Raw genomic sequence first — 24,969 nt, 5'->3', positions numbered from 1 at the left:
AAATGATTTTACGGGCGGGGCGATTGACGGCCGGCGCCCGATCATGGCCGATGCAGGGGGCCGCTTGCGATCACCGGACCGGTCGCCTGGCCGGTTGGTGAGCCGCCGAAAGGTTCGAGGCTGACGGCAAGGGTCGCGCCGTCGGCGAGTTGGCTGCGCAGATCGGCGGGTATGACCAGTTCACCGCTCTCGCCCGGCTGGAAGACGCCCAGCGATTTCGGCAGGCCGCTGCCCGGCACCAGCCAGAGTTCCAGCGACTTCTCCTCCGGCTTGCCGGCGGCGACCGGCACGATCTTCAGCCGGCCGCTCTGCAGTTCGTAGGAGGCGAGAAGATTGATGGCGTTGTTCTGGCCGGAGAGCGAGGCCACGAGCGGTGTCGGCCCCTGCGGCTGCGGCACCACGCCGGAAGCGAAGATGACGGCGCTGACGGCAACAACGATGCAGGCAAAGCTCAGCGAGCGCCAGAAACCGGCCGAATTCCAGAGCCCTTGTGAAAAGGATGCGGGTTTTCCAGCATCGCCGAAAAGCCGCGCCTCGATCTGTTTGAAGGTTTCCCGGCTTGGAGCAGCGGCTTCATACTCGTCATTGAAGGCGGAAAGATTGGTCTCCCAGCGGCTGACGATGGCGGCGAAGGGCCGATCGTGGCGCATGCGCTCTTCCACCACCCGCCGGTCCTGCAGCGACAGGACGCCAAGCACATATTCGCCGGCGAGAACCTCGTCGCGGGAGCGGTCTCCCTTGCTTTTGTCGGGCGATGTCATCGTTCCATGCACTCTCTCAGTTTCAAGAGGCTGCGCCTGAGCCAGGTCCGCATCGTGTTCAGCGGGACACCAAACTGATCGGCCAGTTCCTGATAGCTCAGTCCTTCGACATAAGCCCGTTTCACCGCGACCGCACGATCAGCTTCCAACTCTTCCATGCAGGTGTCAATCCGCCTTCCTTCATCCTTCGTCATCGTCTGCATTTCCGGGTCGGGCAAGGCATCGGCAAGATCGTAGGCGCTGTCGAGTTCGTCGGCGACAGGTTTGCGCGCCCGCAGCGTATCGATCGACCGGTTGCGGGCAATCGCCGAGAGCCACGCCGAGGACGAACCCGTGGCTGCCTGGAAGCTTCGGGCCCGTTGCCAGATGCTGATATAAACTTCTTGCAAGGCTTCTTCGGCTTCCGTGCGATCCTTCAAGATACGCAGGCAGATCGCAAAAAGTTTCGGTCCGGTCTGGTTGTAGAGGGCCACAAAGGCCCTGCGGTCGCCGAGCGCGACGCGGCCGATCAGGTCTGCAATGTCATCGCCTTGCATGCCGTTCCTCATATCATGCTTGCGCTGCCGGACGGCGACAGCGTCCTGCTCCGCGCCAGATACGATAAACTATTGCCCTCTGGATTATTCCCTCTGTCGGAAACTTGCGATAAAAGGCCGCGAACAATTCTGCGGGGTCCCCATGAACGAGTCCGAAAGCGAACTGCAGGCACGGCTTCTGGCCAAGGCGCTGCCCTTCATGCAGCGTTACGAGAACAAGACGATTGTCGTGAAATATGGCGGCCACGCCATGGGCAATCCCGAGCTCGGCAAGGCCTTTGCCAGCGATATCGCGCTGTTGAAGCAATCGGGCGTCAACCCGATCGTCGTTCACGGCGGCGGCCCGCAGATCGGCGCCATGCTGAACAAGATGGGCATCGAATCGAAATTCGAAGGCGGGCTTCGCGTCACCGACCAAAAGACGGTCGAGATCGTCGAGATGGTGCTGGCCGGCTCGATCAACAAGGAAATCGTCGCGCTGATCAACCAGACCGGCGAATGGGCGATCGGACTTTGCGGCAAAGACGGCAACATGGTCTTCGCCGAAAAGGCGCGCAAGACCGTCAAGGACCCGGATTCCAACATCGAACGCGTGCTCGATCTCGGCTTCGTCGGCGAAGTGGTCGAAGTCGACCGCACGCTGCTCGATCTGCTCGCCCGCTCCGAGATGATTCCGGTGATCGCACCCGTCGCCCCCGGCCGCGACGGCGCCACCTACAACATCAATGCCGATACCTTCGCCGGCGCCATTGCCGGGGCGCTCAACGCCACCCGGCTGCTCTTCCTGACCGATGTGCCCGGGGTACTCGACAAAAACGGCCAGCTGATCAAGGAGCTTTCCGTCGCCGAAGCGCATGCGCTGATCGCCGACGGCACGATCTCCGGCGGCATGATCCCGAAGGTCGAGACCTGCATCGATGCGATCAAGGCCGGCGTCCAGGGTGTGGTCATCCTGAACGGCAAGACCGCCCATTCCGTGCTGCTCGAGATCTTCACCGAGCACGGCATCGGAACGCTGATCGTTCCCTGAGCGAGACTGCGCAAGGAGCAGCGCTGCGGCGTATCCTTCGAGACTCCGCCCTGCGGGCTGCGCGCTTGGGATGTGAGGGATGTTGGGGGATGCCGCGGGGGGGAGCAGAGGCGTCGGAGGATGCCGCGGGGATAGCGACTGACCATCATCAGGCGTGTCCCTGCAAACCTCCCAAGCAACGATATCCGCTCCGACAGGCCGCAAATCGCACGATCTAGCCTTGGCAAGATTTCGAATCGTGCTTTAGGTTGCGGCCCGAAACAAATGGGTCGAGCAAAAAGATGCGCCTCACAGACTGCTATAATTTTCACGATTTCCGGCGCATGGCCAAACGGCGGCTTCCCGGGCCGATCTTCGACTATATCGATGGTGCTGCCGATGACGAGGTGACCTATCGGCGCAATAGCGCGGCCTTCGAGGCGTGCGATCTGGTGCCCGACGTTTTGCGCGGGGTGGCCGAGGTCGATATGTCGGTGACCGTCATGGGCCAGAAGCTGGCCATGCCGGTCTATTGCTCGCCGACGGCGCTGCAGCGGCTGTTCCATCACCAGGGGGAGCGGGCGGTCGCGGCGGCGGCGGGAAAACACGGCACGATGTTCGGCGTCTCCTCGCTCGGCACGATCAGCCTGGAGGAAGCGCGACGGATCAGCAGCGGGCCGCAGGTCTATCAATTCTATTTCCACAAGGACCGCGGCCTCAACCACGAAATGATGGCGCGGGCCAAGAATGCCGGCGTGCAGGCGATGATGCTGACGGTCGACAGCATCACCGGCGGCAACCGCGAGCGCGACAAGCGCACGGGATTTGCCATTCCCTTCAAGCTCAATCTCGCCGGCATGATGCAATTTGCGATCAAGCCGTCCTGGGCGATCGACTGGATGACGCACGAGGCTTTCCGGCTGCCGCAGCTTGAAAACCACGTGAAGATGGACGGCGGTGCGCTGTCGATCAGCCGATACTTCACCGAGATGCTCGATCCCTCCATGTCGTGGAACGACGTGGCCGACATGGTGCAGGCCTGGGGCGGGCAATTCTGCCTGAAGGGCATCATGTCGGTCGAAGACGCCAAACGCGCCGTCGAGATCGGCTGCACCGGCATCGTGCTGTCCAACCATGGCGGCCGCCAGCTCGACGGTTCGCGCAGCGCTTTCGACCAGCTCGCCGAGATCGTCGATGCCGTCGGCGATCGGATCGACGTGATGATGGATGGCGGCGTGCAGCGGGGAACGCATGTTCTTAAAGCGCTGTCGCTGGGAGCAAAGGCGGTCGGGCTCGGCCGCTACTATCTCTTCCCACTGGCCGCCGCCGGACAGCCCGGCGTCGAACGGGCGCTGGAGACGATGCGCACCGAGATCGAACGCGACATGAAGCTGATGGGCTGTACCTCGGTCGACCAGCTGACCCGGCGCAATCTGCGCTTCCGTTCCTGAGCACAAGCGGAATGTGATTCCGGGCCGCAGCCCTTCGTGGGATGCGGCCCTCGCATCGATCGGCGTCAGATCAGGTTATAAATCGCCGCCGCTTCCTGCTTCAGCTTCTCCATCATCGACCGGTAAGGCCCCGGGCCATAGCTGATGCGGCCGACGCCGAGCCTTGCCAGGGTTTTCACGTCGGGGGCGCCGGCCCGCATCATGATGTTGACCGGCAGCGACGATGCCGTGCAGATCTGTTCGATCAAGGCGGGATCGATCAGGCCGGGCACGAAGAAGCCGTTGCCGCCGGCGGCCGCATAGGCCCTGCCCCGCTCGATCGCCTCGTCCACCAGACCGGAATGTTTGGCAAGATCGCTCTCGGCCAGAAAAAGGTCGGTGCGGGCGTTGATGAAGAAGGGGATATCTTTGCCGTCGGCCATGGCGCGAATGGCGCGGATGCGGGCCGCCTGGCTCTCGACGGGATAGAGCCCCTCGCCGGCGACCACCCGATCTTCGAAATTGATGCCGACGGCGCCGATTTCCACCAGCCTGGCGACATTGGCGGCGGCGACCTGAGGCTCTGCCGAATAGGCGCCTTCGAAATCGACCGAGAGCGGCAGGTCGATGACATCGATGATGGATTTCGCCGTCTCCACAAGCACCGACATCGGCAGCTTCTCGCCATCGGCAAAGCCGTGGGCGGCGGCGACCGACCAGCTTCCCGTCGCAAGCGCCTTGGCGCCGGCATCGGCAACGGCCTTTGCCGTGCCGGCATCCCAGATATTGTAGAGGACGATCGGGTTGCCCTTCTGGTGAAGCGCGCCGAATGCCTTGGCCTTTTCAGTCTGGTTCATGCTGTCTCCTCCATCTTTGCCTGCGTGCTGATCTTCTCTTCATGTCGCAGCAGCCACTGCTTGCGCCAGAGCCCGCCGCCGTAACCGGTCAAAGAACCATCGGCGCCGAGCATGCGGTGGCAGGGCACGATGATGGCAAGCTGGTTGGCGCCATTGGCGCGGCCGACGGCACGCACCACTTCCGGCCTCTCCATCTCCCTGGCGAGATCGCCATAGGCGCGTGTCTCACCGACAGGGATATCGATCAGCTTTGCCCAGACATGCTTTTCGAACGGCGTGCCGCCGAGCGCCAAGGGCGTCGTGAAAACGGTGCGCCGCCCGTCGAAATAATCGCGGATCTCCGCCTCGATCCGATCGATAACAGGGGTGCGGCCGATCGCGACGGAGGAGCGGATGCGCTTCTGCAGCGCTTCGAGTTCGGTCGGCAGCGCCTTGCGATCGTGAAATTCGAGAAGATGCAGATGCGTCTTGTCGGCGACCGCGATCATCGGCCCGAGCGCGGTGTCGAACCAATCGGCAAAAAGCAGTTCGCGGTTCTGCGCGAGCGCCGGCGTCTTGCCGATAAGCCGCTGGAAGGCCGTCCGGAAACCACTGGGGGATTCATATCCCGCATCAAGCTGCGCATCGATGACACGCGCGCCATCGGCCAATTGCCTGGCCGCCTCGCCGAGCCTGATGTAGCGGACGATGTCGTGGAAGGTCATGCCGAGCGCCCGCTTGAAGGCGCGGCGCACGGTCGAGGGATCATGGCCGCGGCGCACGAGCTCATCCTCGCTCCAGCGAACCTCCGGTTCACCGTCGAGCGCGGCAAGCAACGCGTCGACCACAGGCTCCCTGCCCGGCTGCTCCAGCGGCTTGCAGCGCCGGCAGGGGCGGAAACCGGAATGCATGCAGGCGGCGATCGTGTCGAAGAACAGCGTATTTTCCCGCTTCGGCTTGCGCGCCGGGCAGGTGAGACGACAGAAGATGCCTGTCGTCTTGACGCAGACATAGGCCTGGCCCTCATAACCGGCGCTGCGCGCGATCAGGGCTTCATAGAGCGTATCGTCATCGGGGCGTTCGAAAAGCATGACCACTTTCTAGCACCGCACGCCTGCCGCGTCCGTCGAAAATCGGGCGTCTATTTTATCCCGCCGCGTCGAGGCTTTTCACATGCCGCTGCGGGCGCAGCATGGATTCCTCCTCGGCATCCTGCGGCGCACCCCAGAAATTCTCGAGCGTCGGGCCATCCGTGAGATGGCGGCGGCGGAAGAGGAATTCGACAATCTCGTGAAACCAGACGCGGCGCCCCATCTGCGTATACCAGCGCATGGAATGGCGCTGCTCGGGATCACGATGGAAGAGGATGCGCAGCAGCGCCTTCGGCCGCGCCTGGACGGCCACCTCGATGAGCTTGACGCAGGCGACCAGCACGATCGGGCTGAGATACCGCATCTTCAGCACCTGATGCTTGTAATCCCATTTGCGGATATCGGTTTCGATAACCTGCCGATCACGGGCGATGCGGAAGAACGGCGTCCAGCGATGCGGCGTGACATAGAGCGCCTGGATCTGGTCGGGATCATAGGAGAGCAATTGCCGGAAGCCGCGCCAGAGATGGCCCAGCGTCTCCTCCTCGAAACCGACGACCCAGGTCGCCATGGAGAGGATATCGTGTTGGCGTAGAAGGCGGATCGCCTCCCGGTCGGTTGCCTTGGCTCCCCCCTTCTTGATCAGCGTCAAGGTCGCCTCGTCGGTGTTTTCCATCCCGATCAACCAGCGCACGACACCAGCCTTGCGATAGAGATGCAGGATATCGGCATCGCGGACGATATCATCCGCCCGTGTCGAGCCGACGATCTGCACCGGCACATTCTCGGCGATCATCGCTTCGAGAAAAGCCAGCCACGCCATGCGCGAGGAGGTAGGATTCTCGTCGGCCAGGTTGATCAGTTCCACACCCTCTTGGCGATACAGCCTGGCGATCTCGCGGGCAAACAGTTCCGGCGAGCGGTGACGCCAGCGGGTCCAGAAGCCGCGCTGGCCGCAATAATTGCAAAGATGCGGACAACCGCGTGAAAACTGCATGACGACGGCACGCTTGCCGCCCCAGTAGCTGTAACGGCGATGATCGATCAGCTCCCAGCCGACGCGATAGGCATCGAGATCGGCGATCGCCTGCGCCGGCTGCGTCGCCAGGATTTCGCCATGGTCATCGCGAAAGGCGATGCCGGGAACGGTTGCGAGCGGGCGGCCCGTCGCCAGGCAATCGGCAAGGCGCCGCATCGTTTCCTCGCCTTCACCGCGCACGAGAATGTCGAATGCCGCCGTCTCGGCCAGAACCTCCCGCCAGTGATAGGTCGGAAAGACGCCGCCATAGACGATGGAGATTTTGGGATCACGGCATTTGATCGCCTCTGCGATCGCACGGGCTGTGGGATGGGCCGAGGTCGAGCCGGAATGGCCGATCAGCACCAGATCCGGGTGGCTGCCCACCGCCCGGCTGACAATCTCCGCTATCTCCATCGGTCCGAACTCGGCATCGATGAGACTGACGATATGACCGTCGTCGATCAGCGGGCCTGCGACCGCGAGAAGGCCGAGCGGTGGGTGATCATCGGGAATGCGACTGCCGATCGCCGTATGCGGCGGATTTATCAGAACGATCCTCATTGCGGCTTTACCCTTGCGGGTCCCCCTGTCTGACGCAGGCAGAAAGTCACCGCGATCGATGGCAATATTCAGCCGAAATCCTCTTAAAGTTGTGAAAATCTGACGGCTTTTTTGCGGAAGCCGCCGTCAGGCGAAGGCCTAAGGCAAAGGCCTTTGGTTTCCGCGGCAGCCGTGCCATAAGACCGCCATGACCAAGATCGACCGCACGCCTGATAAAGCCGATTTCGAGCACGTCACAGACTGGGTCTTCGACCTCGACAACACGCTCTATCCGCATCATGTCAATCTGTTCGCGCAGATCGACAAGAACATGACCGCTTATGTCGCGACGCTCTTACAGATGGAGCGGGAAGAGGCGCGCAAGCTGCAGAAGCAATATTACCTCGAGCATGGCACGACGCTGCAGGGGCTGATGATCCATCACGGCATCGACCCGAACGACTTCCTCGAAAAGGCGCATGCGATCGACTATTCGGCGCTGACGCCGCAGCCGGAACTCGGCGCGGCGATCAAGGCGCTGCCGGGGCGCAAATTCATCTTCACCAATGGCAGCGTCAAGCATGCGGAAATGACGGCGGAGGCGCTCGGCATTCTCGAGCATTTCGACGACATCTTCGATATCGTCGCCGCCGATTACGTGCCGAAGCCGGCGCAGGCGACCTATGACAAGTTCACGGCGCTGAAGCGGGTCGAAACCGCCAAGGCGGCAATGTTCGAGGACCTGCCGCGCAATCTGACGGTGCCGAAGGCGCTCGGCATGCAGACCGTGCTGCTGGTGCCGCGCAATCTGGAAGACACGGTCGTCGAATGGTGGGAAAAGACCAGCGGCGAAGAGGATCATATCGATTTCGTCACCGACGATCTGGCCGCCTTCCTCGGCAGGATTACCGCTCCGGACTGATTCGGCCCCCGCGCTGACGGATTACCAAAGTTTCACCCAGCTTACCGATGTTTAACTGGGACTTTCCGCCCTGTTGCCATAGCTTTCTTCCTGAGGGGACACCTCACGAAAGGCTAATACGATGTACCGCAACAAGCTGATACTGGCAGCGCTTTCCTCCAGCCTCATCTTCGGCGCAGCCGCCGGGGCAGGCTATGCCGCACCCGGTGACGGGCCGCGTCAGCACCCTGGCAGGCACGGTTCCATGCACGGTCCGGGGCCTGCCGCCTTCCGCGAAATCACCTATGTCAGAATGCTCAAGCAGTTCGACACCAACAAGGACGGACAAATCTCCAAAGACGAGGCGACCGCCGGCATCGACAAGATCTTCGCTGCGATCGACACCAATCATGACGGCTCGCTGACCCCGGGCGAAATCGGCGCATACCAGAAAGCGCAGTTGCAGGCGATGAGAGATCAGCGCAAGCAGGACGCCGGCGACAACAAGGATGCCGATACCGCAGACGCGACGCCTGATAATAACGACCAGGGACAGCCGCCGCAGGCTGGTCACGAGGGTCGCGACGGGCATCGCTGGATGCACCATGGCGGCAACATCATGCGCGCCTCGATCATGATGCACCGGGTCGATACCGACCAGAACGGCCAGATTTCCAAACAGGAGGCCGAAGCCGCCATCGACAAGCTGTTTGCGCGGATGGACCGCAATAAGGACGGCGTCATCTCGATCGACGACATGCCGGACCGGCCGCTTCTGTAAGGCCGGGCGCACCATGCTCCCGTTCTATCCTTCTTGGGAAAGAGCGGGAGATTGGTTCAAGCACCGCGCTGAGCTCTATTCGCGGTGTTCGTAGAAATCCTGGACGATCTTCCAGGCGGCTTCGGCGGTGTCGACGAAGCTGATCAGCTTGACGTCGTCGGGCGCGATCGTGCCGAATTCGGCCAATGCGTCGAAATTGATGATGCTCCGCCAGAAGGCCTCGCCGAAGAGGATCAGCGGCAGGCGCTCCATGCGGCCGGTCTGGATCAGCGTCAGGCATTCGAAGAATTCATCCAGCGTTCCGAAGCCACCCGGGAAGACCGCGATCGCCTTGGCGCGGACCATGAAATGCATCTTGCGGATGGCGAAATAGTGGAAATTGAAGCTGAGCTCCGGCGTCACATAGGCGTTCGGCGCCTGCTCGTGCGGCAGCACGATGTTGAGGCCGATCGAGGGGGCGCCCTCGTCGGCCGCGCCGCGATTGCCCGCCTCCATCACGCCGGGACCGCCGCCGGTGACGATGACATATTCGTGGAAATTGAAGGTGGCCGAATATTTCGAGCAGAGCCGGGCGAATTTGCGCGCCTCGTCATAATAGACGGAGGCCGCCTCCAGATTGGCGCGCTGGATATCGTTGCGGGCCGCCCAGGCGCTCTGGCCGGGGGCGGGAATGCGGGCGCCGCCGAACATGACGACGGTCGACCTGATGCCGCGTTCGGTCAGCATCATTTCCGGCTTCAACAGTTCCAGCTGCAGGCGGATCGGCCGCAGCTCCTCGCGGCAGAGGAAATCCTCGTCGACATAGGCAAGGCGGTAGGCGGGCGACATCGTCTGCGGCGTCTTCGGCACGGCCTCGGCGCGCTGCCTGTCGGTCGAGCTGCTCTTTAGTGGGTCCCATACGCCATCCTTGCGCCGCGAACCGCCGTTTCGTCCTTTCGCCATGTCGAAATGCCTTTCAGTAATGCCGGCCAAGAGACCGGATATGTCGCTATAACGCCTTGAATCCAGATATGATCTTGTCGGAAAAATCATTCCGTTCTACGGGTTCATGCTGTAGAGCAGGATAAACCCCGCCAACCGCACTTCCGGAGACCTTGCCGTCTCCACGATAAAGATCGAAGTTTAAGGAATTCTCATGAGCGCCACCGACCTCGCATCCCTCGAAAAGATCATCGAAACCGCCTTCGACAATCGCGACAATGTGAACACGTCGACCAGGGGTGAGGTTCGCGATGCGGTCGAAGCAGCACTCGATCTGCTCGATGCCGGCAAGGCCCGTGTCGCGACGCGCGGCGCCGACGGCGCCTGGACGGTGCATCAGTGGCTGAAGAAGGCCGTGCTCCTGTCCTTCCGCCTGAACGACATGGAGGTGGTCAAGGGCGGCTCCGGCAGTTCCACCTGGTGGGACAAGGTGCCTTCGAAATTCGAGGGTTGGGGCGAGAACCATTTCCGTGCCGCCGGCTTCCGCGCCGTGCCGAACTGCGTCGTGCGCCGCTCGGCCTATATCGCCCCGAACGCGATCCTGATGCCGTCCTTCGTCAATCTCGGCGCCTATGTCGGCGAAGGCACGATGGTCGACACCTGGGCGACGGTCGGATCCTGCGCGCAGATCGGCAAGCATGTGCATCTTTCCGGCGGCGTCGGCATCGGCGGCGTGCTGGAGCCGATGCAGGCCGGCCCGACGATCATCGAGGACAATTGCTTCATCGGCGCCCGTTCGGAAGTGGTGGAAGGCTGCATCATCCGCGAAGGCTCGGTGCTCGGCATGGGCGTCTATATCGGCAAGTCGACCAAGATCGTCGACCGCGCCACCGGCGAGGTGAGCTACGGCGAAGTGCCGCCCTATTCCGTCGTCGTCGCCGGCTCGATGCCGTCGGGCAATGCGACGATGGGCAACGGCAAGCCGGCGCCGCATCTCTACTGCGCCGTCATCGTCAAGCGCGTCGATGAACAGACCCGCTCGAAGACCGGCATCAACGAGCTGCTCAGAGATTGATGACATCGGCAGAGTGATCCGGTAAACAGACGGCGTCTTTTCCGCGAGGCGCCGCCTTGCCATGTCTTTGCCATTCCCGCCGGATAGTTCGACTGCCATGACCGCTACCGATCCCGTCGCCAATCTCCAGACGCTGATTCGCTGCCCCTCCGTGACGCCGGCCGAGGGCGGCGCGCTGTCGGCGCTCGACGCCATGCTTGCGCCGCTCGGCTTTGCCGTCGACAGAGTGAAGGCGAGCGAGGAGGGAACGCCCGATATCGAAAACCTCTATGCCCGCCTCGGCAGGGATGGCCCACATCTGATGTTTGCCGGCCATACCGATGTCGTGCCGGTCGGCGACGAGGCCGCCTGGACGCATCCGCCCTTTGCCGCCGAGATTTCCAACGGCGAGCTTTTCGGCCGCGGCGCCGTCGACATGAAGGGCGGCATTGCCTGTTTCGTCGCCGCCGTCGCCCGTCATATCGAGAAAAACGGGCCGCCGGCCGGCTCGATCTCCTTTCTCATCACCGGCGACGAAGAAGGCCCGGCGATCAACGGCACGATCAAGCTCTTGCAATGGGCGGCCGAGCGCGGCGAGCGCTGGGATGCCTGCCTTGTGGGCGAGCCGACCAATCCGGACAGGCTCGGCGACATGATCAAGATCGGCCGGCGCGGCTCGCTGTCGGGCAAGATCACCGTGCACGGCGTCCAGGGCCATGCCGCCTATCCGCATCTTGCCGACAATCCGGTGCGCGGCATGCTGCAGCTGACCCAGGCGCTGATGGACCCGCCGTTTGATGGCGGCACCGACGACTTCCAGCCCTCGAACCTCGAGGTGACCACGGTCGATGTCGGCAATCCAGCGACCAATGTCATTCCGGCCAAGGCCTCGGCAAGCTTCAATATCCGCTTCAACGACAGCTGGACGGCCGAGACGCTGCGGGCCGAAATCCTCCGGCGCCTCGATGCCGCCGCCGGCAACGGCCAGCTGCGGCCGGGCCGCGAACCGGTGAAATACGATATCGTCTGGGCCGACCGGCCGAGCCATATCTTCCTGACGCGCAACAATGCGCTGATCGCCTCGCTGTCATCGGCCGTCGAGGGTGTGACCGGCCAATCGCCCAAGCTTTCGACCACCGGCGGCACGTCGGATGCGCGTTTCATCAAGGATTATTGCCCGGTCGTCGAGTTCGGCCTCGTCGGCCAGACGATGCACATGGTCGACGAGCGCGTCGCTGTTGCCGATCTGGAGACGCTGACGGCGATCTACGAAATCTTCATCGCCCGTTGGTTCGCCAATGCCGGGGCTTAGGGAAGTCCAGTATTATCTGGCCGGCCTCTGGCTGCTGATCCGGCTGGATCCGCGCGGCTTCCGCTATCTCGACATGTCCGAGCGCGGCGTCAACCGCTCGTTCTGGGCGATCGCCTGGTGTCTGCCGCCGATGGGCATTTCCTGGCTCTGGTGGCGACAGGTCTTTCTGCGGTCGATGCCGCCGGAAGCCGATGTCGGCTTTGCCTTCTATATCAGGCTCGGCTTCGTCGAGCTCGCCAACTGGTTCGTGCCGCTGGTCTTTGCCGGGCTGCTGCTGCTTGCCTTCCGCATGGGCGAGCGTTTCGCGCCGGTCGTCGTCAGCGTCAACTGGCTCGGCGTGCCGCTCTCCTATATCAACGGGCTGCTGCTGGCGATGGTGGTCTTCCTTCCCGGCTCCGTCGGCCTCGTCTCGCTGCTGCTGCTGGCCTTCATGCTGGCGCAGGTCTTCGTGCTGGCCCGCATTCTCCGGATGATCTGCCACGGTCACGCGCTGATGGTCGGGGCGATGACGCTGGTGCTGCTGGTGCCGTCGATGATCCTTTCGGAATATCTGCAGCACTTCCTCGGCATCTATCCCACCTGATCAGGCCTACGACGGATCGTCAGTCTCATCGGCGTCGATATCGGCGTTGGTGACAGGCCTGCGGCGGTCGATGATCACCTCGGGATAATCCACCTGCATGAAATAGAGCCCGTCCGGCGGCGCCACCGGGCCGCAGGCCTTGCGGTCGCGCGCCTCGAGTGCTGCCTCGACATCGTCTGGCGTCCATTTGCCTTCGCCGGCGAGCTTCAGCGTGCCGGCGAAGGAACGGATCTGATTGTGAAGGAAACTCTGCGCCGTGGCGCGGATCTCGATCAACTCGCCATTGCGCGTCACATCCAGCCGGTCGAGCGTGCGCACCGGGCTGTTTGCCTGGCAATGGGCGGATCGGAAAGTGGAGAAATCGTGCCGGCCGACCAGCCGCTGGGCAGCGGCATGCATGACCGCGTGGTCGAGCGCCTTCGGCACCCACCAGGCCTTGCCGGCCTCGAGCGCCAGCGGCGCGCGGCGGCTGATGATGCGGTAGAGATAGTGGCGCCGCAGCGCCGAGAACCGGGCATCGAAGAATTCAGGAACCGCCTCGACCTCGATAATCGAGACACGCTCGCCGGCGAGCCTGAGATGCGCGTTCAAGGCATTCTGCAGCTTGTAGGGCGACCACTCCTTCGTAAGATCGGCATGGATTACCTGCCCCATGGCATGAACGCCGGAATCGGTGCGGCCGGCGCCGCGGATCGATACCGTCTCGCCGGTCAGAGACAGCACCGCCGCTTCGATCGCGCCCTGCACCGAGGGACCGTTCTCCTGCCGCTGCCAGCCTACATACGGCCCGCCGTTATATTCGACGGTCATGCGGAAACGCGGCATCAGCGAAGCCTCGTGCCGGCTGCAAGCGGCGTGCCCCTAAGGAAATCGGCCGCGGCCAGCGGCTTGCCGCCGGCCTTTTGCAGCCTGGTCAGCCGCACCGCACCCGAACCGCAGGCGACCACGAGATCGTCCGTCAGCAATTCGCCCGATGCGCCTTGGCCGTCAGCCAACTCGGAAGCCAACACTTTCACCCGTTCCGGCTTGCCGCCGATTTCGAGCTCGAACCAGGCGCCCGGAAACGGCGCCAGGCCGCGGATATGGTTGTGAACATCCCCGGCATTTCCAGCGAAATCGATGCGGGTCTCGGCCTTGTCGATCTTGGCGGCATAGAGCACGCCCTCGTCCGGCTGCGGCGTCAGCGGCAGATCGTTCATCTCCAGCTTCACCATGGCCTCCGCCATCGCCTTGGCGCCGACGAGCATCAGCCGGTCGTGCAGCTCGCCAGCCGTCATGTTCGGGCCGATCTCGACTTCGCGGGTCAGCGCCACGGCGCCGGTATCGAGCCCCTTGTCCATCTTCATCACCATCATGCCGGTCTTTGCGTCGCCCGCCATGATCGCCCGCTGGATGGGCGCGGCCCCCCGCCAGCGCGGCAGCAGCGAGGCGTGGCCGTTGTAGCAGCCATCCCGCGTGCCGTTCAAAATCGCCTCCGGCAGCAACAGTCCGTAGGCGACGACGACGCCGACATCGGCATTCAAGCCACGAAATCGCTCGCGCTCCTCCGGGTCCTTGAAATTGACCGGGGTGAAGACCGGCAGACCGAGCAGTTCGGCGGCCTGATGCACCGGCGATTTCTGCAGATCGAGCCCGCGCCGTCCACCCGGCCGCGGCGGCTGGGTATAGACCGCAACGATCCTGTGGCCGGCATCGACGAGCAGGCGCAGGGTCGGAACCGAGAACTCCGGGGTTCCCATGAAAATGATGCGAAGAGACATTCTATCTCGCCAATTGAGGATCAGCCGTCTTCAAACGGGTTTACGAGCTTGAGATCAAGCTCCTCGAAATCTCTGGTGTTGCGGGTGGCGAGCGTCGCGCCGTTGGCAAGGCAGATGGCGGCAATCATGGCATCCTGGACCGAAATCGGCCGCCCTATGCTTTCGCGTTTCGCCCGCAAACGACCGGTTACTATAGCCGTTTCCAAATCCCAGCCGACGATACGCTCACGAAATTGGCCCTTCACCAAATTCTCGATAGCCCGGAAGAAGCGGTCCGATCCTGTTTTCAGGAGGACCCTTTCGGCTCCGTAAATCTGCTCCATCAGCCCGACCGTGCAAAGCCAGATTCTCGAGGCATCCTGCAGCGATATCCAGGCCTTCACCTTTTCACTTGGCAATGGCCTGGCGAACTCGGAAACCACATTCGTATCGAGAACGATCATTCGAAATCCTCGAACGGCCGGCCGAAATCCTTTTTCCGCGCGGCCTCGATTTCGTCCATGATTGCAGCAAATTCATCGTCCACTGCGTTTTCGCTGACAAAAGCGGCGCGTATTGCTTCGTAGGCCGACAGACTCTCGGGCTTTGCTTCGGTTTTCCTTTTCAGCGCTTCCCGCAAAAGTTCCTTGGCCTCGTCGGAAAGGCTGTTTCCGCTCCGCTGTGCCGATTCCGCAATGTCTCGCTTCATCGCCTCGGAAATATTTCTGATCAGAAAATCACCCATGCGGCGCCTCCATCATGATATCAGTGATATCATAGTGCCTCGCCGGTGAATTTTCAACGTGCTGCTCAGAGCACCTTGGACTTCGCCGCCTTGGTGAACTTCTTGATGACCATTTCCCGCTTCAACCGCGAGATATGATCGATGAAGAGCACCCCGTTCAGATGGTCGATCTCGTGCTGCAGGCAGGTGGCGAGCAGGCCGTCGGCTTCAACAGTCTGTTCCTTGCCGTTGCGGTCGAGATATTTGACCGAGACGACGGCGGGGCGTTCGACCTCGGCATAATAATCCGGGATCGACAGGCAGCCTTCCTCATAGACCGAGCGCTCGTCGGACGATGTGACGATCTCGGGATTGATGAAGACCTGCGGCTGCTTTTCTTCACCCTCGCGCGACACATCGATCACCAGCATGCGGCGCGGTACGCCGATCTGGATCGCCGCAAGGCCGATGCCCGGCGCGTCGTACATGGTTTCCAGCATGTCGTCGGCAAGGCGCTGCAGGTCGGCGTCGACCCGCTCGATCGGCTTGGAGAGCTGGCGGAGAAGGGGATCGGGAAGAATGATGAGTGGCTTGATGGTCATGGCGTTCCCATAACCCATCTTTTCCGACTATGGAATTATCCGGCGGGCGGGGAAGACGCTTTTTTCCCATCCCCGCCCGGAATTTCGCCATATTCGCCTCACGCCGCCCGGCGGGCAGCGGTGACGGCACGGCCCTCCGGCCGGGCGCGGAAGCGCCGCAGCAGCTCGATCAGGCTTTCCACCTCGTCCTTGAGGCGGCGGGTTTCCGCCGACGATTGTTCGACCATGTCCGAATTCTGCTGGGTGATCGCCCCCATGTTGCGGACGGCGACGCTGACCTCGTTGACGCCGGTCGCCTGATCGCGGGCGGCGGCGGCGATATCGGCGACGAAACGGTTGATGATGTCGATGCGGCTGATCATGTCATTCAGTGCCTCACCGGTGCTGGAAACGATGCCGACACCCTCGTTGACCTGGGTCGAGCTCTGCGAGATCAGGTTCTTGACCTCCTTGGCCGCTTCCGCCGTACGCTGGGCAAGCTGGCGGACTTCCTGGGCGACGACGGCAAAGCCCTTGCCGGCATCGCCGGCGCGGGCGGCCTCGACACCGGCGTTCAGCGCCAGAAGATTGGTCTGAAAAGCGATCTCATCGATGACGCCGATGATCTTGGAGATCCCGGTCGAGGATTTCTCGATGCCGGCCATCGCCGAGACGGCGCTGGTGACGAGTTCGCCCGAGTTCTTCGCCTTCTCTTGCGTTTCGCGCACGGCGGCCGAAGCCTTCTCGGCATTGGCGGCGGTCTGGCCGACGCTGACGGAAAGCTGCTGCAGGGCGGCCGAGCTCTCCTCGACGCCTGCCGCCTGCTGGGCGGTGCGCAGCGCCAGATCGTTGGTGGCATTGGAAATGACGTCGGCGCCGCTCATGATCTGGCCCGAGGTCTCGCGCACGGAGGCGAAGGACTGGCTTAGCGCCCTGACGGCGCGGTTGTAATCCTCGGCCATCTGCCTGAAATTGCCCGGCAGGTCGGACGGCAGGGTGGCTTCGAGATCACCTTTCGACAGTGCTTCCAGAGCGCGGCGCAGCTGCTCCAGCGCGGTCGCCTGATCGGATTCGGCCTGGGCACGCTCCTCTTCCAGAGCGCGGCGCTTTGCTTCGAGCGTCTCCAGATAGACCGAGATGGAATAGTCCATGTCGAGCATGCCGGCCTTGATAACGGCCGACAGCTTCTCGGCCAGTTGCTTGCCCTGCTGGCGCGCGAAGACCGACGGCCACTGCTTTTCCATGATGCCCTTGACCAGCTCGGACATGACGATGGCGTAACCGCCGATATACCAGCGCGGCTCCAGCCCGATGCGGGCGTGCGTCCGGCCGACCGCGGTCACGCCGTTGACATAGCTCTCGTCGAAGGCGCCGCCGGCAAGATTGGCCCAATGATCCTGCTGGCGCTTCTTGGCATGGCCGACATGGTTCTTATCGGCGAAAAAGCCTGAAACAGCAGGGGTCCTGGCGATCTTGGCATAGAATTTATCAAGGGCGCCGCCGATTAGCTCGGATATGACAGGACGCAGATCCCGCATCGACTTGCGCGCCGCCTCATCCAGTTCGATGAAATCGAGGCGCTGCCTGAGGGCACTGTCGGTCTGCTGGGATGTCATGGAGGGTCTCTGTACTTGGCGCGAGGCGCGGGAAGGAATTTCTGCGCCACAGGTTTTGGCGAATATGGTTGAGCAATCGTTAAATCGGCGCGCGATTTTTTTTCAGGCGCCGGCAGGAGCCGCAGCGGGGGAAGATAGTGAGGACTGCCAATTTCGTTCACGTTTTGATCTATATATCGCCGTGTCTTCTGTTATGCTCGCGGCATGACCGTCCATTCCGAATCGCTCGCCCTTTCCCTTGCCTCGATCAGTCCGGCCATGCTGGCGCTTGCCGGCGGGGTTCTCGCCGCCCTCGCCCTGCTGGTGATCGTGCTTCTGCTGCGCAGCGCCAGCCTTCGCCGCGAACAGGCGGAGGAGGCGAGCTTCCGCGCTGGGGAAAACGAAGCGCGCATGGCCGAGCTTTTGAAGGTCCAGGCGGAGATGCAGGGCCGCATCGCGGCGATGACCGAAGTCTTCGGCGCGCGGCAGAGTGAACTCAACCAGACGATCAGCCAACGCCTCGACGGCATGTCGCAGCGTGTCAACTCGACGATCACCGAGCAGACCAGATCGACGCATGAGAACCTGCAGCGGCTGCAGGAACGGCTGGCGGTGATCGATGCCGCACAGAACAATATCCAGACCCTCGCCAAGGATGTCGTCGGGCTGCAGGCCATTCTGTCCAACAAGCAGACGCGCGGCGCCTTCGGCCAGTCGAGGATGGAAACGATCGTCGCCGACGGCCTGCCGATGGGCGCCTATACCTTCCAGCAGACGCTGTCCAACGGCTCGCGGCCGGACTGCACGATCCGCATGCCGAACGGCGCGCCGCCGCTGGTCATCGATGCGAAATTTCCGCTCGAAGCCTGGAACGCCATCCGCGACGCCGGCAGCCCGGAGGCCGGCAAGATCGCCGGCCAGCAGTTCCGCCGCGACATGGAGGTCCATATCAGGGACATTTCCGAGAAATATCTGATCCAGGGGGAAACCCAGGATACGGCCTTTCTCTTCGTGCCGTCGGAATCGATCTTCGCCGAGATCCACGAGCACTTCGAACCGGTGGTGCAGAAGGCGCACCGGGCGCGCATCGTCATCGTCTCGCCGTCGCTGCTGATGCTGTCGATCCAGGTCATCCAGGCGGTGCTCAAGGACCAGCGCATGCGGGCGCAGGCACATCTGATCCAGGGCGAGGTGGCGATCCTGATGGAGGATCTCAGCCGCCTCGACGAGCGGGTGCGCAAGCTGCAGGGCCACTTCGCCATGGCGCAGAAGGATATCGACATGGTGGTCACCTCGGCCGACAAACTCACCAGGCGCGGAGCCAAGATCGAGGCGCTGGAATTCGAGGCCGGCGGCGGCGACGAAAAGCCTGCCCGCGACAGCGAACCCGCCGCCAAATCGGTGGAAAGCCGCACCGGTCTTCTCAAGCTCCGGGTGGTTGACGAGGAGTGATCGCTTCGGGCAGTGTCTCGCCCGCAAGAAACAGCAGGAGCATGATGCCGTCGGAAAACCACGCTGAGTTTTCGGCATCACGCTCTATCGAAGAATTGGAGCATGACGTCAGTTGCTGGCTCCAAAAGACGGGACACCCTGATGATCACAGTTTTCGGGTCCATCAACATGGACCTCATCGCCACCACCGAGCGCCTGCCGAAGCCCGGCGAAACGGTGGCCGGCAACGGTTTTGCCACGGCCGCCGGCGGCAAGGGCGCCAACCAGGCGCTCGCCGCCCGCCGCGCCGGCCGCTATGTGCATATGGCCGGCGCCGTCGGCAAGGATAGCTTCGCCGCGGATGCCCTTTCGCTGCTCGATGCGGCGGGAACCGATCTTTCTCTCGTCAGGCATGTCGACGGTCCCACGGGCACGGCGCTGATCCTGGTCGGCGGCGACGGCGAAAACATGATCGCCGTCGTTCCCGGCGCCAATGGCCAGGTCACGCCTGACGACGCCGCAACGGCAATCGGCGGCATGAGCGAAGGCGACATCCTGATGCTGCAGCTCGAAGTGCCGGCCGCCGCCGTCGAACGCGCATTGTCGGCCGCCCGCGCCAAGGACGTCACCAGCATCCTCAACCTTGCTCCGCTGATCCCCGATGCGGCCCGCCTCGGCCGGCTCGCCGATATCGTCATTGCCAATGAGACCGAGTTCGAGCGGCTTGCCGGACAGGACGGCATGGATGCCCAAGCGCGCGAGGCAGCCCTTCAGCGCCTGCATGCCGAAACCGGCCAGACGCTGATCGTGACGCTTGGCGGCGACGGCGTCATCGCCATCCGCGACGGGGCGATTTCAAGGGCGCAGGGGCTGAAGATCGAACCGGTCGACACCGTCGGCGCGGGAGACACATTCTGCGGCTATTTCGCTGCAAGCCTCGACGACGGCCTCGATTTTGCCACGGCGCTGCGCCGCGCGGCCGTTGCCGGCTCGCTCGCCTGCCTCAAATCAGGCGCGCAGCCCTCAATTCCCTTGAGTGAGGAAGTCGCAGACAGAATATAGTCTGCGCCCCTCGCGACACGTCGTCGGCCTCCCTCAATTTTGAGGGGTGTTTCTGCGGCTTTCCTCATATGAACCACTAAAGTTTCACTCAAATTTAAGAGGTCTCCGGCGATCTTCCCGGTGATCGCCGGATCGTCGCATTTGCGGATCCGCGGCTCACACGGCTGCTCCATGACGGGGCGACGCCTTTGCTCCTGCGCCGGAGAATGCCCGTTCGGCGCATGCTTGCCCGAGGATCCCATGTTCACTTTTCGAATGAAATCGCTTGCGGCGAAACTCATCGTCATCACCGGCGTCGCCATCGCCCTTGTCCTCATCGTTTCTAACTTTTTCCTCATCGGCCAGACCCGGGATCGCGTCCAGACGCTGACGATGGATCAGGCCAACCTCGAGGCAAAATCGATCGCCAATGAAATCGCCGCCAATGTCGGCGAACTCGCCAGCGCCGCCCGCAGCATGATGGGTGTGCTCGGCCGAGCCCATGAAGGCAAGTCGCTCGATCGCAAGGGCATGATCAACGTGCTGAAGGCCAATCTCGAGCAGAATGCCTTCGCCTTCGGCAGCTGGTTCTGCGAGCAGCCCGGTGCGCTTGACGGCAAGATCACCGAGCTTGCCAACAACAAGGACGAAGGCGTCAACAAGAACGGCGTCTTCACGCCCTACTGGTCGAAGACCAAGGATGGCGGCGTCCAGTATTCGACCTTCGATGAAGATTATACCGCCGAATGGTGGAAGCTCGCCGCCGACAGCGGCAAGGGCGCGATCACGACGCCTTACATGGCCGAGGGCACCGACGTGCCGACGCTGCTGACCTCGATTGCCTATCCGGTCATATCAGGCGGCAAGATGATCGGCGTCGGCGGCGTCGATATCTCGCTGAAGTCCCTGACCGACAAGCTGCAGGCGCTGCATCCTTTCGGCTCCGGCCGCGTGACACTGCTGTCGCAGGCCGGCAACTGGATCGTCGCGCCGGTCCCCAACCTGATGACCAAGCCGTATGACGGCGAAGGCGCCGACGTCGTCAAGTCGACCCTGTCGAGCAAACAGCCCGGCCTGATCAGCAACCTCACCTATGACGGTCTCGCCCCCTTCGACCGCGTCGTCTATCCGTTCGCGGTTCCCGGCGTCAACGCCACCTGGGTCGTGCTCGTCGACGTACCGCACACCGCGATCAACGCGCCGGTACGGGACCAGACCTACATGATGATCATCAACGGCCTGATCGTGCTCGGCGCTGTCATGCTGGCGCTCTATTTCGCCGTCCGCTCGCTGGTGCAACGGCCGCTCGGCGGGCTCGTTGCCAGCGTCGAAGCGCTCGGCAACGGCAAATATGACGAACCGGTCGCAGCCCAGCACCGCACCGACGAAATCGGTTCGGTCGCCAAGGCGCTGGAAGGCTTCCGCTTCACACTCGCCGACAGCCGTCGCCTCGAAGACGATGCCGCCAGAGAGCGGCATGCGGCGGAGAGCGAGCGCAGCCGTTCGGAATCGGAACGCCAGCAATCGGTGTCGCTGCAACGCCATATCGTCTCGATCGTCGGCGCCGGCCTTTCGGAACTGTCGCAGGGCAATCTCGGCTACCGCATCACCGACGAATTCCCCGGCGAATACGGCAAGCTGAAACAGGATTTCAACGCCGCCCTTGCGAGCCTTGAAGAGACCATCAACACGATGACCCTCAGCGTCGCCAATATCGGCTCGGGCACCGGCGAGATCAGCAACAGCGCTTCCGACCTCGCCAAGCGCACCGAACAGCAGGCGGCAAGCCTGGAAGAGACGGCGGCCGCGCTCAACGAGCTCACCGCACAGGTCGATTCCAGCGCCGATCATGCGCGTACCGCCGCCGACAATGTCAACCTCGCCTGCCAGGATGCCGAAAAATCTGGCGAAGTGGTGCAGAAGGCGATTGCCTCGATGCAGGGGATCGAGCAGTCTTCGACGGAGGTTTCCAGGATCATCGGCGTCATCGACGAGATCGCCTTCCAGACCAATCTGCTGGCGTTGAACGCCGGCGTCGAGGCGGCCCGCGCCGGCGAAGCCGGCAAGGGTTTTGCCGTCGTCGCCCAGGAGGTGCGCGAGCTCGCCCAGCGTTCGGCAACCGCCGCCAAGGAGATCAAGACGCTGATCAACACCTCGGCCGTCCAGGTCAAGGAAGGCGTCGACCTCGTCGGGCGCGCCGGCGGCACGCTGCACAAGATCGCCGAGCAGGTGATGGGCATCAACGAGCTCATCCGGCAGATCTCGGCATCGGCCAGCGAACAGGCCGTCGGCCTGAAGGAAATCAACCAGGCCATGAACCAGATGGATCAGGTGACGCAGCAGAACGCAGCGATGGTGGAGGAAGCGACGGCCGCGAGCGTCGCGCTCAACGACGAAGCCCAGACGCTGAAGGCGCTTGCCACGCGCTTCAACGTCTCGGGCTCGGGCAACGCCGCGGCGCTTGCCTCCGTCGCGCAAAAGATGCGGACGCCCGTTGCCGCGGTCGCCTCGCACCGCGTGGCCGCTCCAGCAATCCGCGCGGCCGCTCCTGCGGTCCGCCGAGCGGTTGCCCCGTCGCGCAGTTCGGCGGCCGTGGCTGAGGACAGCTGGGAAGAGTTCTGATCGTTCCGCCGTCTAAATGCAAAGGGCGCCTGATTTCCAGGCGCCCTTCACATTTCGCGGATGATGGGCTTAAGCGGCGTTCGACGTCTGCTCTTCGTTGAGGAAAGCGTAGATCGCCGAAGCGGAATCGGTGGCGCGCAGCTTGGCGACGAGATCGTGATCGCGCAGCACGCGGGCGATACGCGACAGCGCCTTGAGATGATCGGCACCCGCGCCCTCCGGCGCCAGCAGCAGGAAGACGAGATCGACGGGCTGGTCGTCCAGCGCCTCGAAATCGACCGGCTGCTCCAGCCGGGCGAAGATACCGACGATCGAATGGATGTTGACCAGCTTGCCGTGGGGAATGGCGATGCCGTTGCCGACGCCGGTCGAGCCAAGGCGTTCGCGTTGCAGGATGACGTCGAAGATCTCCCGTTCGGACAGCCCGGTGATCCTGGCGGCTCTTGCGGCCAACTCCTGAAGCAACTGTTTCTTGGAATTTACTCTGAGGGCGGGAATGATCGCATCCTGATGGAGCAAATCTGCCAATGCCATTTCTTTTTCCTTCTGTCGCCGGGATCAAATGCAAGGAGCGGCGGCAATACCGCCGCTCACCGCCCAGATCTCAGCCTTTGATATTGGCTGAATCGATCCAGCCAATATTTCCGTCGTGCCGACGGTAAACGATGTTCAGATGTTCCTTGCCGGGGCTGCGGAACAGGAGAAGCGGCTCGTCGGTCATGTCGAGCGCCATCACGGCGGTAGCGACCGACATGGTCTTCAGCTGCTTCGTGCTTTCGGCGACGATCGCCGGAGCGAAATCGTCGGGGATTTCATCCTCGTGGTCAGGAACGGAATCCATGACCGTGTAGGAGACTTCTGCAAAACCGTTCAGATGGTTTCCGGCATGATGGTCCTTCAGCTTGCGCTTGTAGCGGCGCAGCCGTTTTTCGATGCGCTCCGAAGCGGCGTCGAAAGCCAGCTGGGGATCGGTCGCTTCACCGGCCGCATGCAACACCACCCCGCTGTCGAGATGAAGCTTGCAGTCAGCGGAGAAACGAGAACTCGCCTTTTCCACGGTCACCTGACCCGAGTATCCCCCGTCGAAGTATTTCGTGATGGCCATACCAATTTGGTCCTCGATCTTTTGACGGAACGATTCACCAATTTCCATATGTTTACCGGACACACGCACACTCATGGAGTTTCCCTTCTTATCGTCGTTTGCGGGTATCAGTTTACGCCAAGCCTCAGGTTCATCCAAGCACTTCGCGCAATCTCAAGCAAGATCGGCGTCAGCCTGCTGGTCCTTGGTGCCCTTCTGATGTTGGGGATAACTCCAGACGCCGTTCGCGGCATCGATTGCGGCGGGCTTCTAGCCAGCCGCTGCCGAAAAGTCAATAGGGCGAAAAACTGCGATCACTAATGCTCGCCTTGCGTGCATGCGGCACACTGCTACACAGCGCTTATCACCGATCGCCAACCAATGGCTTTCAGGGTCTTCCCGTTATGAGTGCAGCCGTCCTTGCCGGGATCGTCATGGCTGCGACACCTGCTATGACGCAAACGAGTCCGATCCATGCCGTCGGGCTCAGCCTTTCGCCGAGGAAGACGATGCCGATCGCAACGCCGATCGGCACCCTGAGATAGGCTTGCGAGGTCGTTCCGACCGAACCCAGCGTCTGGACGAGACGGAAATAGATCGCAAAGGCAAGCGCGGTCGAAAAGGCGGAAAGGCCAAGCAGCGCCAGCATCGATGCCGTCGACGGATCGAGTTCCCAAGGCCGATCGACGACGAGGCTGACGGGCAAGAGAATGACGGCGCCCGAGATCAACGAGCCGGCCGCCGGCACAGCGGGATCGAGACCCTTGAAGTTCTTGCCGAAAATCGCGGCACCTGCATAACAGACGGTCGCCAGGATGATGGCAAGCTGGGCCATCAGGCTTTCGCCGAGGCCGCCGAGCGCTTCAAGGCCGATGACGAGGCAGATGCCGGCAAGGCCCGCCATGACGCCGAAAAGCTTTCGCACCGTCACCTGCTCATGGCGGGTGATCAGCACGGTCAGCAGAAAGGTGAAGATCGGCGTTGCCGAATTGAGAATCACCGCCAATCCCGCATCGACGGTTTGTTCCGCCCAGGCGATCAGGGTGAAGGGAACGACGCTGTTCAGACAGGCCTGGAGGAAGAACCGCTGCCACGTCGCGAGGTCATTGGGCAGGCGGATTTTGCGGTGGCGGAGGACGGCAAGCAGAATGGCGCCGGCAATCAGCGTGCGCGCGGCGATCAACGTAAGCGGCGGAATGGTTTCTACACCGATCTTGATGAAGGTGTAGGAGGAGCCCCAGAGGGTCGCCAGCGCCAGCAGCAGGGAAAGCTCCCTGGCAAGATTCGGATTTTGCGGCATGGTTGGCATTTCGCTGTTGGTTCAAAACACCGGAGGAATAGCGCAATTTGCGGGCGGGATGCTTCGATCGAGGCCG

General features: G+C 62.6%; 25 protein-coding genes. 10 read left to right on the top strand and 15 right to left on the bottom strand.

Features of this window, described 5'->3' with window-relative positions; all coding sequences use genetic code 11:
* Nucleotides 1-41 precede the first annotated feature (41 nt).
* Together PO860_RS00375 and PO860_RS00370 are read right to left on the bottom strand one after the other, a co-directional pair.
* Entirely contained in the window at nucleotides 42-761 is a 720-nt protein-coding gene (locus tag PO860_RS00375; RefSeq protein ID WP_183605495.1) for an anti-sigma factor, read from the bottom strand.
* Nucleotides 758-1,297 (bottom strand): sigma-70 family RNA polymerase sigma factor, encoded by a 540-nt coding sequence (locus tag PO860_RS00370; RefSeq protein WP_183605494.1) that lies wholly within the window; start codon nucleotides 1,295-1,297, stop codon nucleotides 758-760. Before PO860_RS00370 ends, PO860_RS00375 begins: the two co-directional genes overlap by 4 nt.
* Nucleotides 1,298-1,439: 142 nt before the next feature.
* Here PO860_RS00370 and argB point away from each other — a divergent pair, with 142 nt between their 5' ends.
* Complete coding sequence (argB, locus tag PO860_RS00365; protein ID WP_010065789.1) at nucleotides 1,440-2,327, top strand: acetylglutamate kinase; 888 nt, start codon at nucleotides 1,440-1,442, stop codon at nucleotides 2,325-2,327.
* 281 nt (nucleotides 2,328-2,608) lie between these two features.
* Nucleotides 2,609-3,757, top strand: a complete 1,149-nt coding sequence (locus tag PO860_RS00360; RefSeq protein WP_273883667.1) for an alpha-hydroxy acid oxidase — start codon at nucleotides 2,609-2,611, stop codon at nucleotides 3,755-3,757.
* Nucleotides 3,758-3,822: 65 nt separating this feature from the next.
* On the opposite strand, the gene PO860_RS00355 is transcribed toward PO860_RS00360, so the two are convergent.
* Genes PO860_RS00355 through bchE form a run of 3 tightly spaced genes read right to left on the bottom strand, consistent with a single transcriptional unit; the run spans nucleotide 3,823 to nucleotide 7,245 of the window.
* Nucleotides 3,823-4,593, bottom strand: a complete 771-nt coding sequence (locus tag PO860_RS00355; RefSeq protein ID WP_273883668.1) for an isocitrate lyase/PEP mutase family protein — start codon at nucleotides 4,591-4,593, stop codon at nucleotides 3,823-3,825.
* Nucleotides 4,590-5,663 (bottom strand): bifunctional transcriptional activator/DNA repair enzyme AdaA, encoded by a 1,074-nt coding sequence (locus tag PO860_RS00350; protein ID WP_273883669.1) that lies wholly within the window; start codon nucleotides 5,661-5,663, stop codon nucleotides 4,590-4,592. The genes PO860_RS00355 and PO860_RS00350 overlap by 4 nt, the downstream gene beginning before the upstream one ends.
* Before the next feature lie 55 nt (nucleotides 5,664-5,718).
* Complete coding sequence (gene bchE, locus PO860_RS00345; protein WP_275038000.1) at nucleotides 5,719-7,245, bottom strand: magnesium-protoporphyrin IX monomethyl ester anaerobic oxidative cyclase; 1,527 nt, start codon at nucleotides 7,243-7,245, stop codon at nucleotides 5,719-5,721.
* Nucleotides 7,246-7,432: 187 nt separating this feature from the next.
* Between bchE and PO860_RS00340 the strand changes: the two genes are divergently transcribed.
* A complete protein-coding gene (locus PO860_RS00340) occupies nucleotides 7,433-8,146 on the top strand; it encodes a pyrimidine 5'-nucleotidase (protein ID WP_183605490.1) in 714 nt (237 codons plus the stop codon).
* 121 nt (nucleotides 8,147-8,267) lie between these two features.
* A complete protein-coding gene (locus tag PO860_RS00335) occupies nucleotides 8,268-8,906 on the top strand; it encodes an EF-hand domain-containing protein (protein ID WP_183605489.1) in 639 nt (212 codons plus the stop codon).
* 75 nt (nucleotides 8,907-8,981) lie between these two features.
* Here the strand turns inward: PO860_RS00335 and PO860_RS00330 are convergent, their stop codons facing one another.
* Complete coding sequence (locus PO860_RS00330; protein WP_097616963.1) at nucleotides 8,982-9,848, bottom strand: LOG family protein; 867 nt, start codon at nucleotides 9,846-9,848, stop codon at nucleotides 8,982-8,984.
* Between the two features lie 193 nt (nucleotides 9,849-10,041).
* Here PO860_RS00330 and dapD point away from each other — a divergent pair, with 193 nt between their 5' ends.
* The 3 genes from dapD to PO860_RS00315 all read left to right on the top strand — a co-directional run bounded on the left by dapD (nucleotide 10,042) and on the right by PO860_RS00315 (nucleotide 12,776).
* The gene (gene dapD, locus PO860_RS00325) at nucleotides 10,042-10,902 is read left to right on the top strand and encodes a 2,3,4,5-tetrahydropyridine-2,6-dicarboxylate N-succinyltransferase (RefSeq protein WP_183605488.1); all 861 of its coding nucleotides are present in this window, start codon (nucleotides 10,042-10,044) and stop codon (nucleotides 10,900-10,902) included.
* Between the two features lie 97 nt (nucleotides 10,903-10,999).
* Nucleotides 11,000-12,193, top strand: a complete 1,194-nt coding sequence (gene dapE, locus PO860_RS00320) for a succinyl-diaminopimelate desuccinylase (protein WP_273883671.1) — start codon at nucleotides 11,000-11,002, stop codon at nucleotides 12,191-12,193.
* A complete protein-coding gene (locus tag PO860_RS00315) occupies nucleotides 12,180-12,776 on the top strand; it encodes a hypothetical protein (RefSeq protein WP_183605486.1) in 597 nt (198 codons plus the stop codon). Before dapE ends, PO860_RS00315 begins: the two co-directional genes overlap by 14 nt.
* Before the next feature lie 6 nt (nucleotides 12,777-12,782).
* Here the strand turns inward: PO860_RS00315 and truA are convergent, their stop codons facing one another.
* The 6 genes from truA to PO860_RS00285 form a co-directional block, all read right to left on the bottom strand.
* On the bottom strand, nucleotides 12,783-13,601 hold the full coding sequence (gene truA, locus PO860_RS00310; protein WP_273883672.1) for a tRNA pseudouridine(38-40) synthase TruA: 819 nt from the start codon (nucleotides 13,599-13,601) through the stop codon (nucleotides 12,783-12,785).
* Nucleotides 13,601-14,536 (bottom strand): methionyl-tRNA formyltransferase, encoded by a 936-nt coding sequence (fmt, locus tag PO860_RS00305; protein ID WP_183605484.1) that lies wholly within the window; start codon nucleotides 14,534-14,536, stop codon nucleotides 13,601-13,603. Before fmt ends, truA begins: the two co-directional genes overlap by 1 nt.
* 20 nt (nucleotides 14,537-14,556) lie before the next feature.
* On the bottom strand, nucleotides 14,557-14,979 hold the full coding sequence (locus PO860_RS00300) for a type II toxin-antitoxin system VapC family toxin (RefSeq protein WP_183605483.1): 423 nt from the start codon (nucleotides 14,977-14,979) through the stop codon (nucleotides 14,557-14,559).
* Entirely contained in the window at nucleotides 14,976-15,260 is a 285-nt protein-coding gene (locus tag PO860_RS00295; RefSeq protein WP_183605482.1) for a FitA-like ribbon-helix-helix domain-containing protein, read from the bottom strand. Before PO860_RS00295 ends, PO860_RS00300 begins: the two co-directional genes overlap by 4 nt.
* 65 nt (nucleotides 15,261-15,325) lie before the next feature.
* Nucleotides 15,326-15,841, bottom strand: a complete 516-nt coding sequence (gene def / locus PO860_RS00290) for a peptide deformylase (protein ID WP_183605481.1) — start codon at nucleotides 15,839-15,841, stop codon at nucleotides 15,326-15,328.
* 98 nt (nucleotides 15,842-15,939) lie between these two features.
* On the bottom strand, nucleotides 15,940-17,436 hold the full coding sequence (locus PO860_RS00285) for a globin-coupled sensor protein (RefSeq protein ID WP_183605480.1): 1,497 nt from the start codon (nucleotides 17,434-17,436) through the stop codon (nucleotides 15,940-15,942).
* Nucleotides 17,437-17,640: 204 nt separating this feature from the next.
* Here PO860_RS00285 and PO860_RS00280 point away from each other — a divergent pair, with 204 nt between their 5' ends.
* The 3 genes from PO860_RS00280 (at nucleotide 17,641) to PO860_RS00270 (ending at nucleotide 22,509) form a co-directional block, all read left to right on the top strand.
* Nucleotides 17,641-18,867: a DNA recombination protein RmuC gene (locus tag PO860_RS00280; protein WP_273883673.1), complete on the top strand. Its 1,227-nt coding sequence runs from the start codon at nucleotides 17,641-17,643 to the stop codon at nucleotides 18,865-18,867.
* Nucleotides 18,868-19,008: 141 nt separating this feature from the next.
* Nucleotides 19,009-19,908 carry a ribokinase gene (locus PO860_RS00275; RefSeq protein ID WP_273883674.1) on the top strand — a complete coding sequence of 300 codons (900 nt, stop codon included), beginning with the start codon at nucleotides 19,009-19,011 and terminating at the stop codon, nucleotides 19,906-19,908.
* Between the two features lie 240 nt (nucleotides 19,909-20,148).
* Nucleotides 20,149-22,509, top strand: coding sequence for a methyl-accepting chemotaxis protein (locus PO860_RS00270; protein WP_273879643.1), 2,361 nt, complete (start codon nucleotides 20,149-20,151; stop codon nucleotides 22,507-22,509).
* Between the two features lie 69 nt (nucleotides 22,510-22,578).
* Here PO860_RS00270 and ptsN read toward each other — a convergent pair whose 3' ends face one another.
* The 3 genes from ptsN to PO860_RS00255 all read right to left on the bottom strand — a co-directional run bounded on the left by ptsN (nucleotide 22,579) and on the right by PO860_RS00255 (nucleotide 24,902).
* On the bottom strand, nucleotides 22,579-23,043 hold the full coding sequence (gene ptsN / locus PO860_RS00265; protein ID WP_003570770.1) for a PTS IIA-like nitrogen regulatory protein PtsN: 465 nt from the start codon (nucleotides 23,041-23,043) through the stop codon (nucleotides 22,579-22,581).
* Nucleotides 23,044-23,113: 70 nt separating this feature from the next.
* Nucleotides 23,114-23,689, bottom strand: coding sequence for a ribosome hibernation-promoting factor, HPF/YfiA family (gene hpf / locus PO860_RS00260; RefSeq protein WP_003570772.1), 576 nt, complete (start codon nucleotides 23,687-23,689; stop codon nucleotides 23,114-23,116).
* Nucleotides 23,690-23,981: 292 nt separating this feature from the next.
* A complete protein-coding gene (locus tag PO860_RS00255; RefSeq protein ID WP_273879633.1) occupies nucleotides 23,982-24,902 on the bottom strand; it encodes a DMT family transporter in 921 nt (306 codons plus the stop codon).
* Between the last annotated feature and the right edge of the window lie 67 nt (nucleotides 24,903-24,969).

Source organism: Rhizobium binxianense, from assembly GCF_028994275.1.
Taxonomy (GTDB): Bacteria; Pseudomonadota; Alphaproteobacteria; order Rhizobiales; family Rhizobiaceae; genus Rhizobium; species Rhizobium binxianense.
Note: the sequence above shows the minus strand (reverse complement) of the source record. Positions and strands in the feature narration are given on the sequence as shown.

Bases quoted from the DNA above. Each gene is read 5' to 3' on its own strand.
- PO860_RS00375 (WP_183605495.1), bottom strand. From the start codon at position 761: ATGACATCGCCCGACAAAAGCAAGGGAGACCGCTCCCGCGACGAGGTT.
- PO860_RS00370 (WP_183605494.1), bottom strand. From the start codon at position 1,297: ATGCAAGGCGATGACATTGCAGACCTGATCGGCCGCGTCGCGCTCGGC.
- argB (WP_010065789.1), top strand. From the start codon at position 1,440: ATGAACGAGTCCGAAAGCGAACTGCAGGCACGGCTTCTGGCCAAGGCG.
- PO860_RS00360 (WP_273883667.1), top strand. From the start codon at position 2,609: ATGCGCCTCACAGACTGCTATAATTTTCACGATTTCCGGCGCATGGCC.
- PO860_RS00355 (WP_273883668.1), bottom strand. From the start codon at position 4,593: ATGAACCAGACTGAAAAGGCCAAGGCATTCGGCGCGCTTCACCAGAAG.
- PO860_RS00350 (WP_273883669.1), bottom strand. From the start codon at position 5,663: ATGCTTTTCGAACGCCCCGATGACGATACGCTCTATGAAGCCCTGATC.
- bchE (WP_275038000.1), bottom strand. From the start codon at position 7,245: ATGAGGATCGTTCTGATAAATCCGCCGCATACGGCGATCGGCAGTCGC.
- PO860_RS00340 (WP_183605490.1), top strand. From the start codon at position 7,433: ATGACCAAGATCGACCGCACGCCTGATAAAGCCGATTTCGAGCACGTC.
- PO860_RS00335 (WP_183605489.1), top strand. From the start codon at position 8,268: ATGTACCGCAACAAGCTGATACTGGCAGCGCTTTCCTCCAGCCTCATC.
- PO860_RS00330 (WP_097616963.1), bottom strand. From the start codon at position 9,848: ATGGCGAAAGGACGAAACGGCGGTTCGCGGCGCAAGGATGGCGTATGG.
- dapD (WP_183605488.1), top strand. From the start codon at position 10,042: ATGAGCGCCACCGACCTCGCATCCCTCGAAAAGATCATCGAAACCGCC.
- dapE (WP_273883671.1), top strand. From the start codon at position 11,000: ATGACCGCTACCGATCCCGTCGCCAATCTCCAGACGCTGATTCGCTGC.
- PO860_RS00315 (WP_183605486.1), top strand. From the start codon at position 12,180: ATGCCGGGGCTTAGGGAAGTCCAGTATTATCTGGCCGGCCTCTGGCTG.
- truA (WP_273883672.1), bottom strand. From the start codon at position 13,601: ATGCCGCGTTTCCGCATGACCGTCGAATATAACGGCGGGCCGTATGTA.
- fmt (WP_183605484.1), bottom strand. From the start codon at position 14,536: ATGTCTCTTCGCATCATTTTCATGGGAACCCCGGAGTTCTCGGTTCCG.
- PO860_RS00300 (WP_183605483.1), bottom strand. From the start codon at position 14,979: ATGATCGTTCTCGATACGAATGTGGTTTCCGAGTTCGCCAGGCCATTG.
- PO860_RS00295 (WP_183605482.1), bottom strand. From the start codon at position 15,260: ATGGGTGATTTTCTGATCAGAAATATTTCCGAGGCGATGAAGCGAGAC.
- def (WP_183605481.1), bottom strand. From the start codon at position 15,841: ATGACCATCAAGCCACTCATCATTCTTCCCGATCCCCTTCTCCGCCAG.
- PO860_RS00285 (WP_183605480.1), bottom strand. From the start codon at position 17,436: ATGACATCCCAGCAGACCGACAGTGCCCTCAGGCAGCGCCTCGATTTC.
- PO860_RS00280 (WP_273883673.1), top strand. From the start codon at position 17,641: ATGACCGTCCATTCCGAATCGCTCGCCCTTTCCCTTGCCTCGATCAGT.
- PO860_RS00275 (WP_273883674.1), top strand. From the start codon at position 19,009: ATGATCACAGTTTTCGGGTCCATCAACATGGACCTCATCGCCACCACC.
- PO860_RS00270 (WP_273879643.1), top strand. From the start codon at position 20,149: ATGTTCACTTTTCGAATGAAATCGCTTGCGGCGAAACTCATCGTCATC.
- ptsN (WP_003570770.1), bottom strand. From the start codon at position 23,043: ATGGCATTGGCAGATTTGCTCCATCAGGATGCGATCATTCCCGCCCTC.
- hpf (WP_003570772.1), bottom strand. From the start codon at position 23,689: ATGAGTGTGCGTGTGTCCGGTAAACATATGGAAATTGGTGAATCGTTC.
- PO860_RS00255 (WP_273879633.1), bottom strand. From the start codon at position 24,902: ATGCCAACCATGCCGCAAAATCCGAATCTTGCCAGGGAGCTTTCCCTG.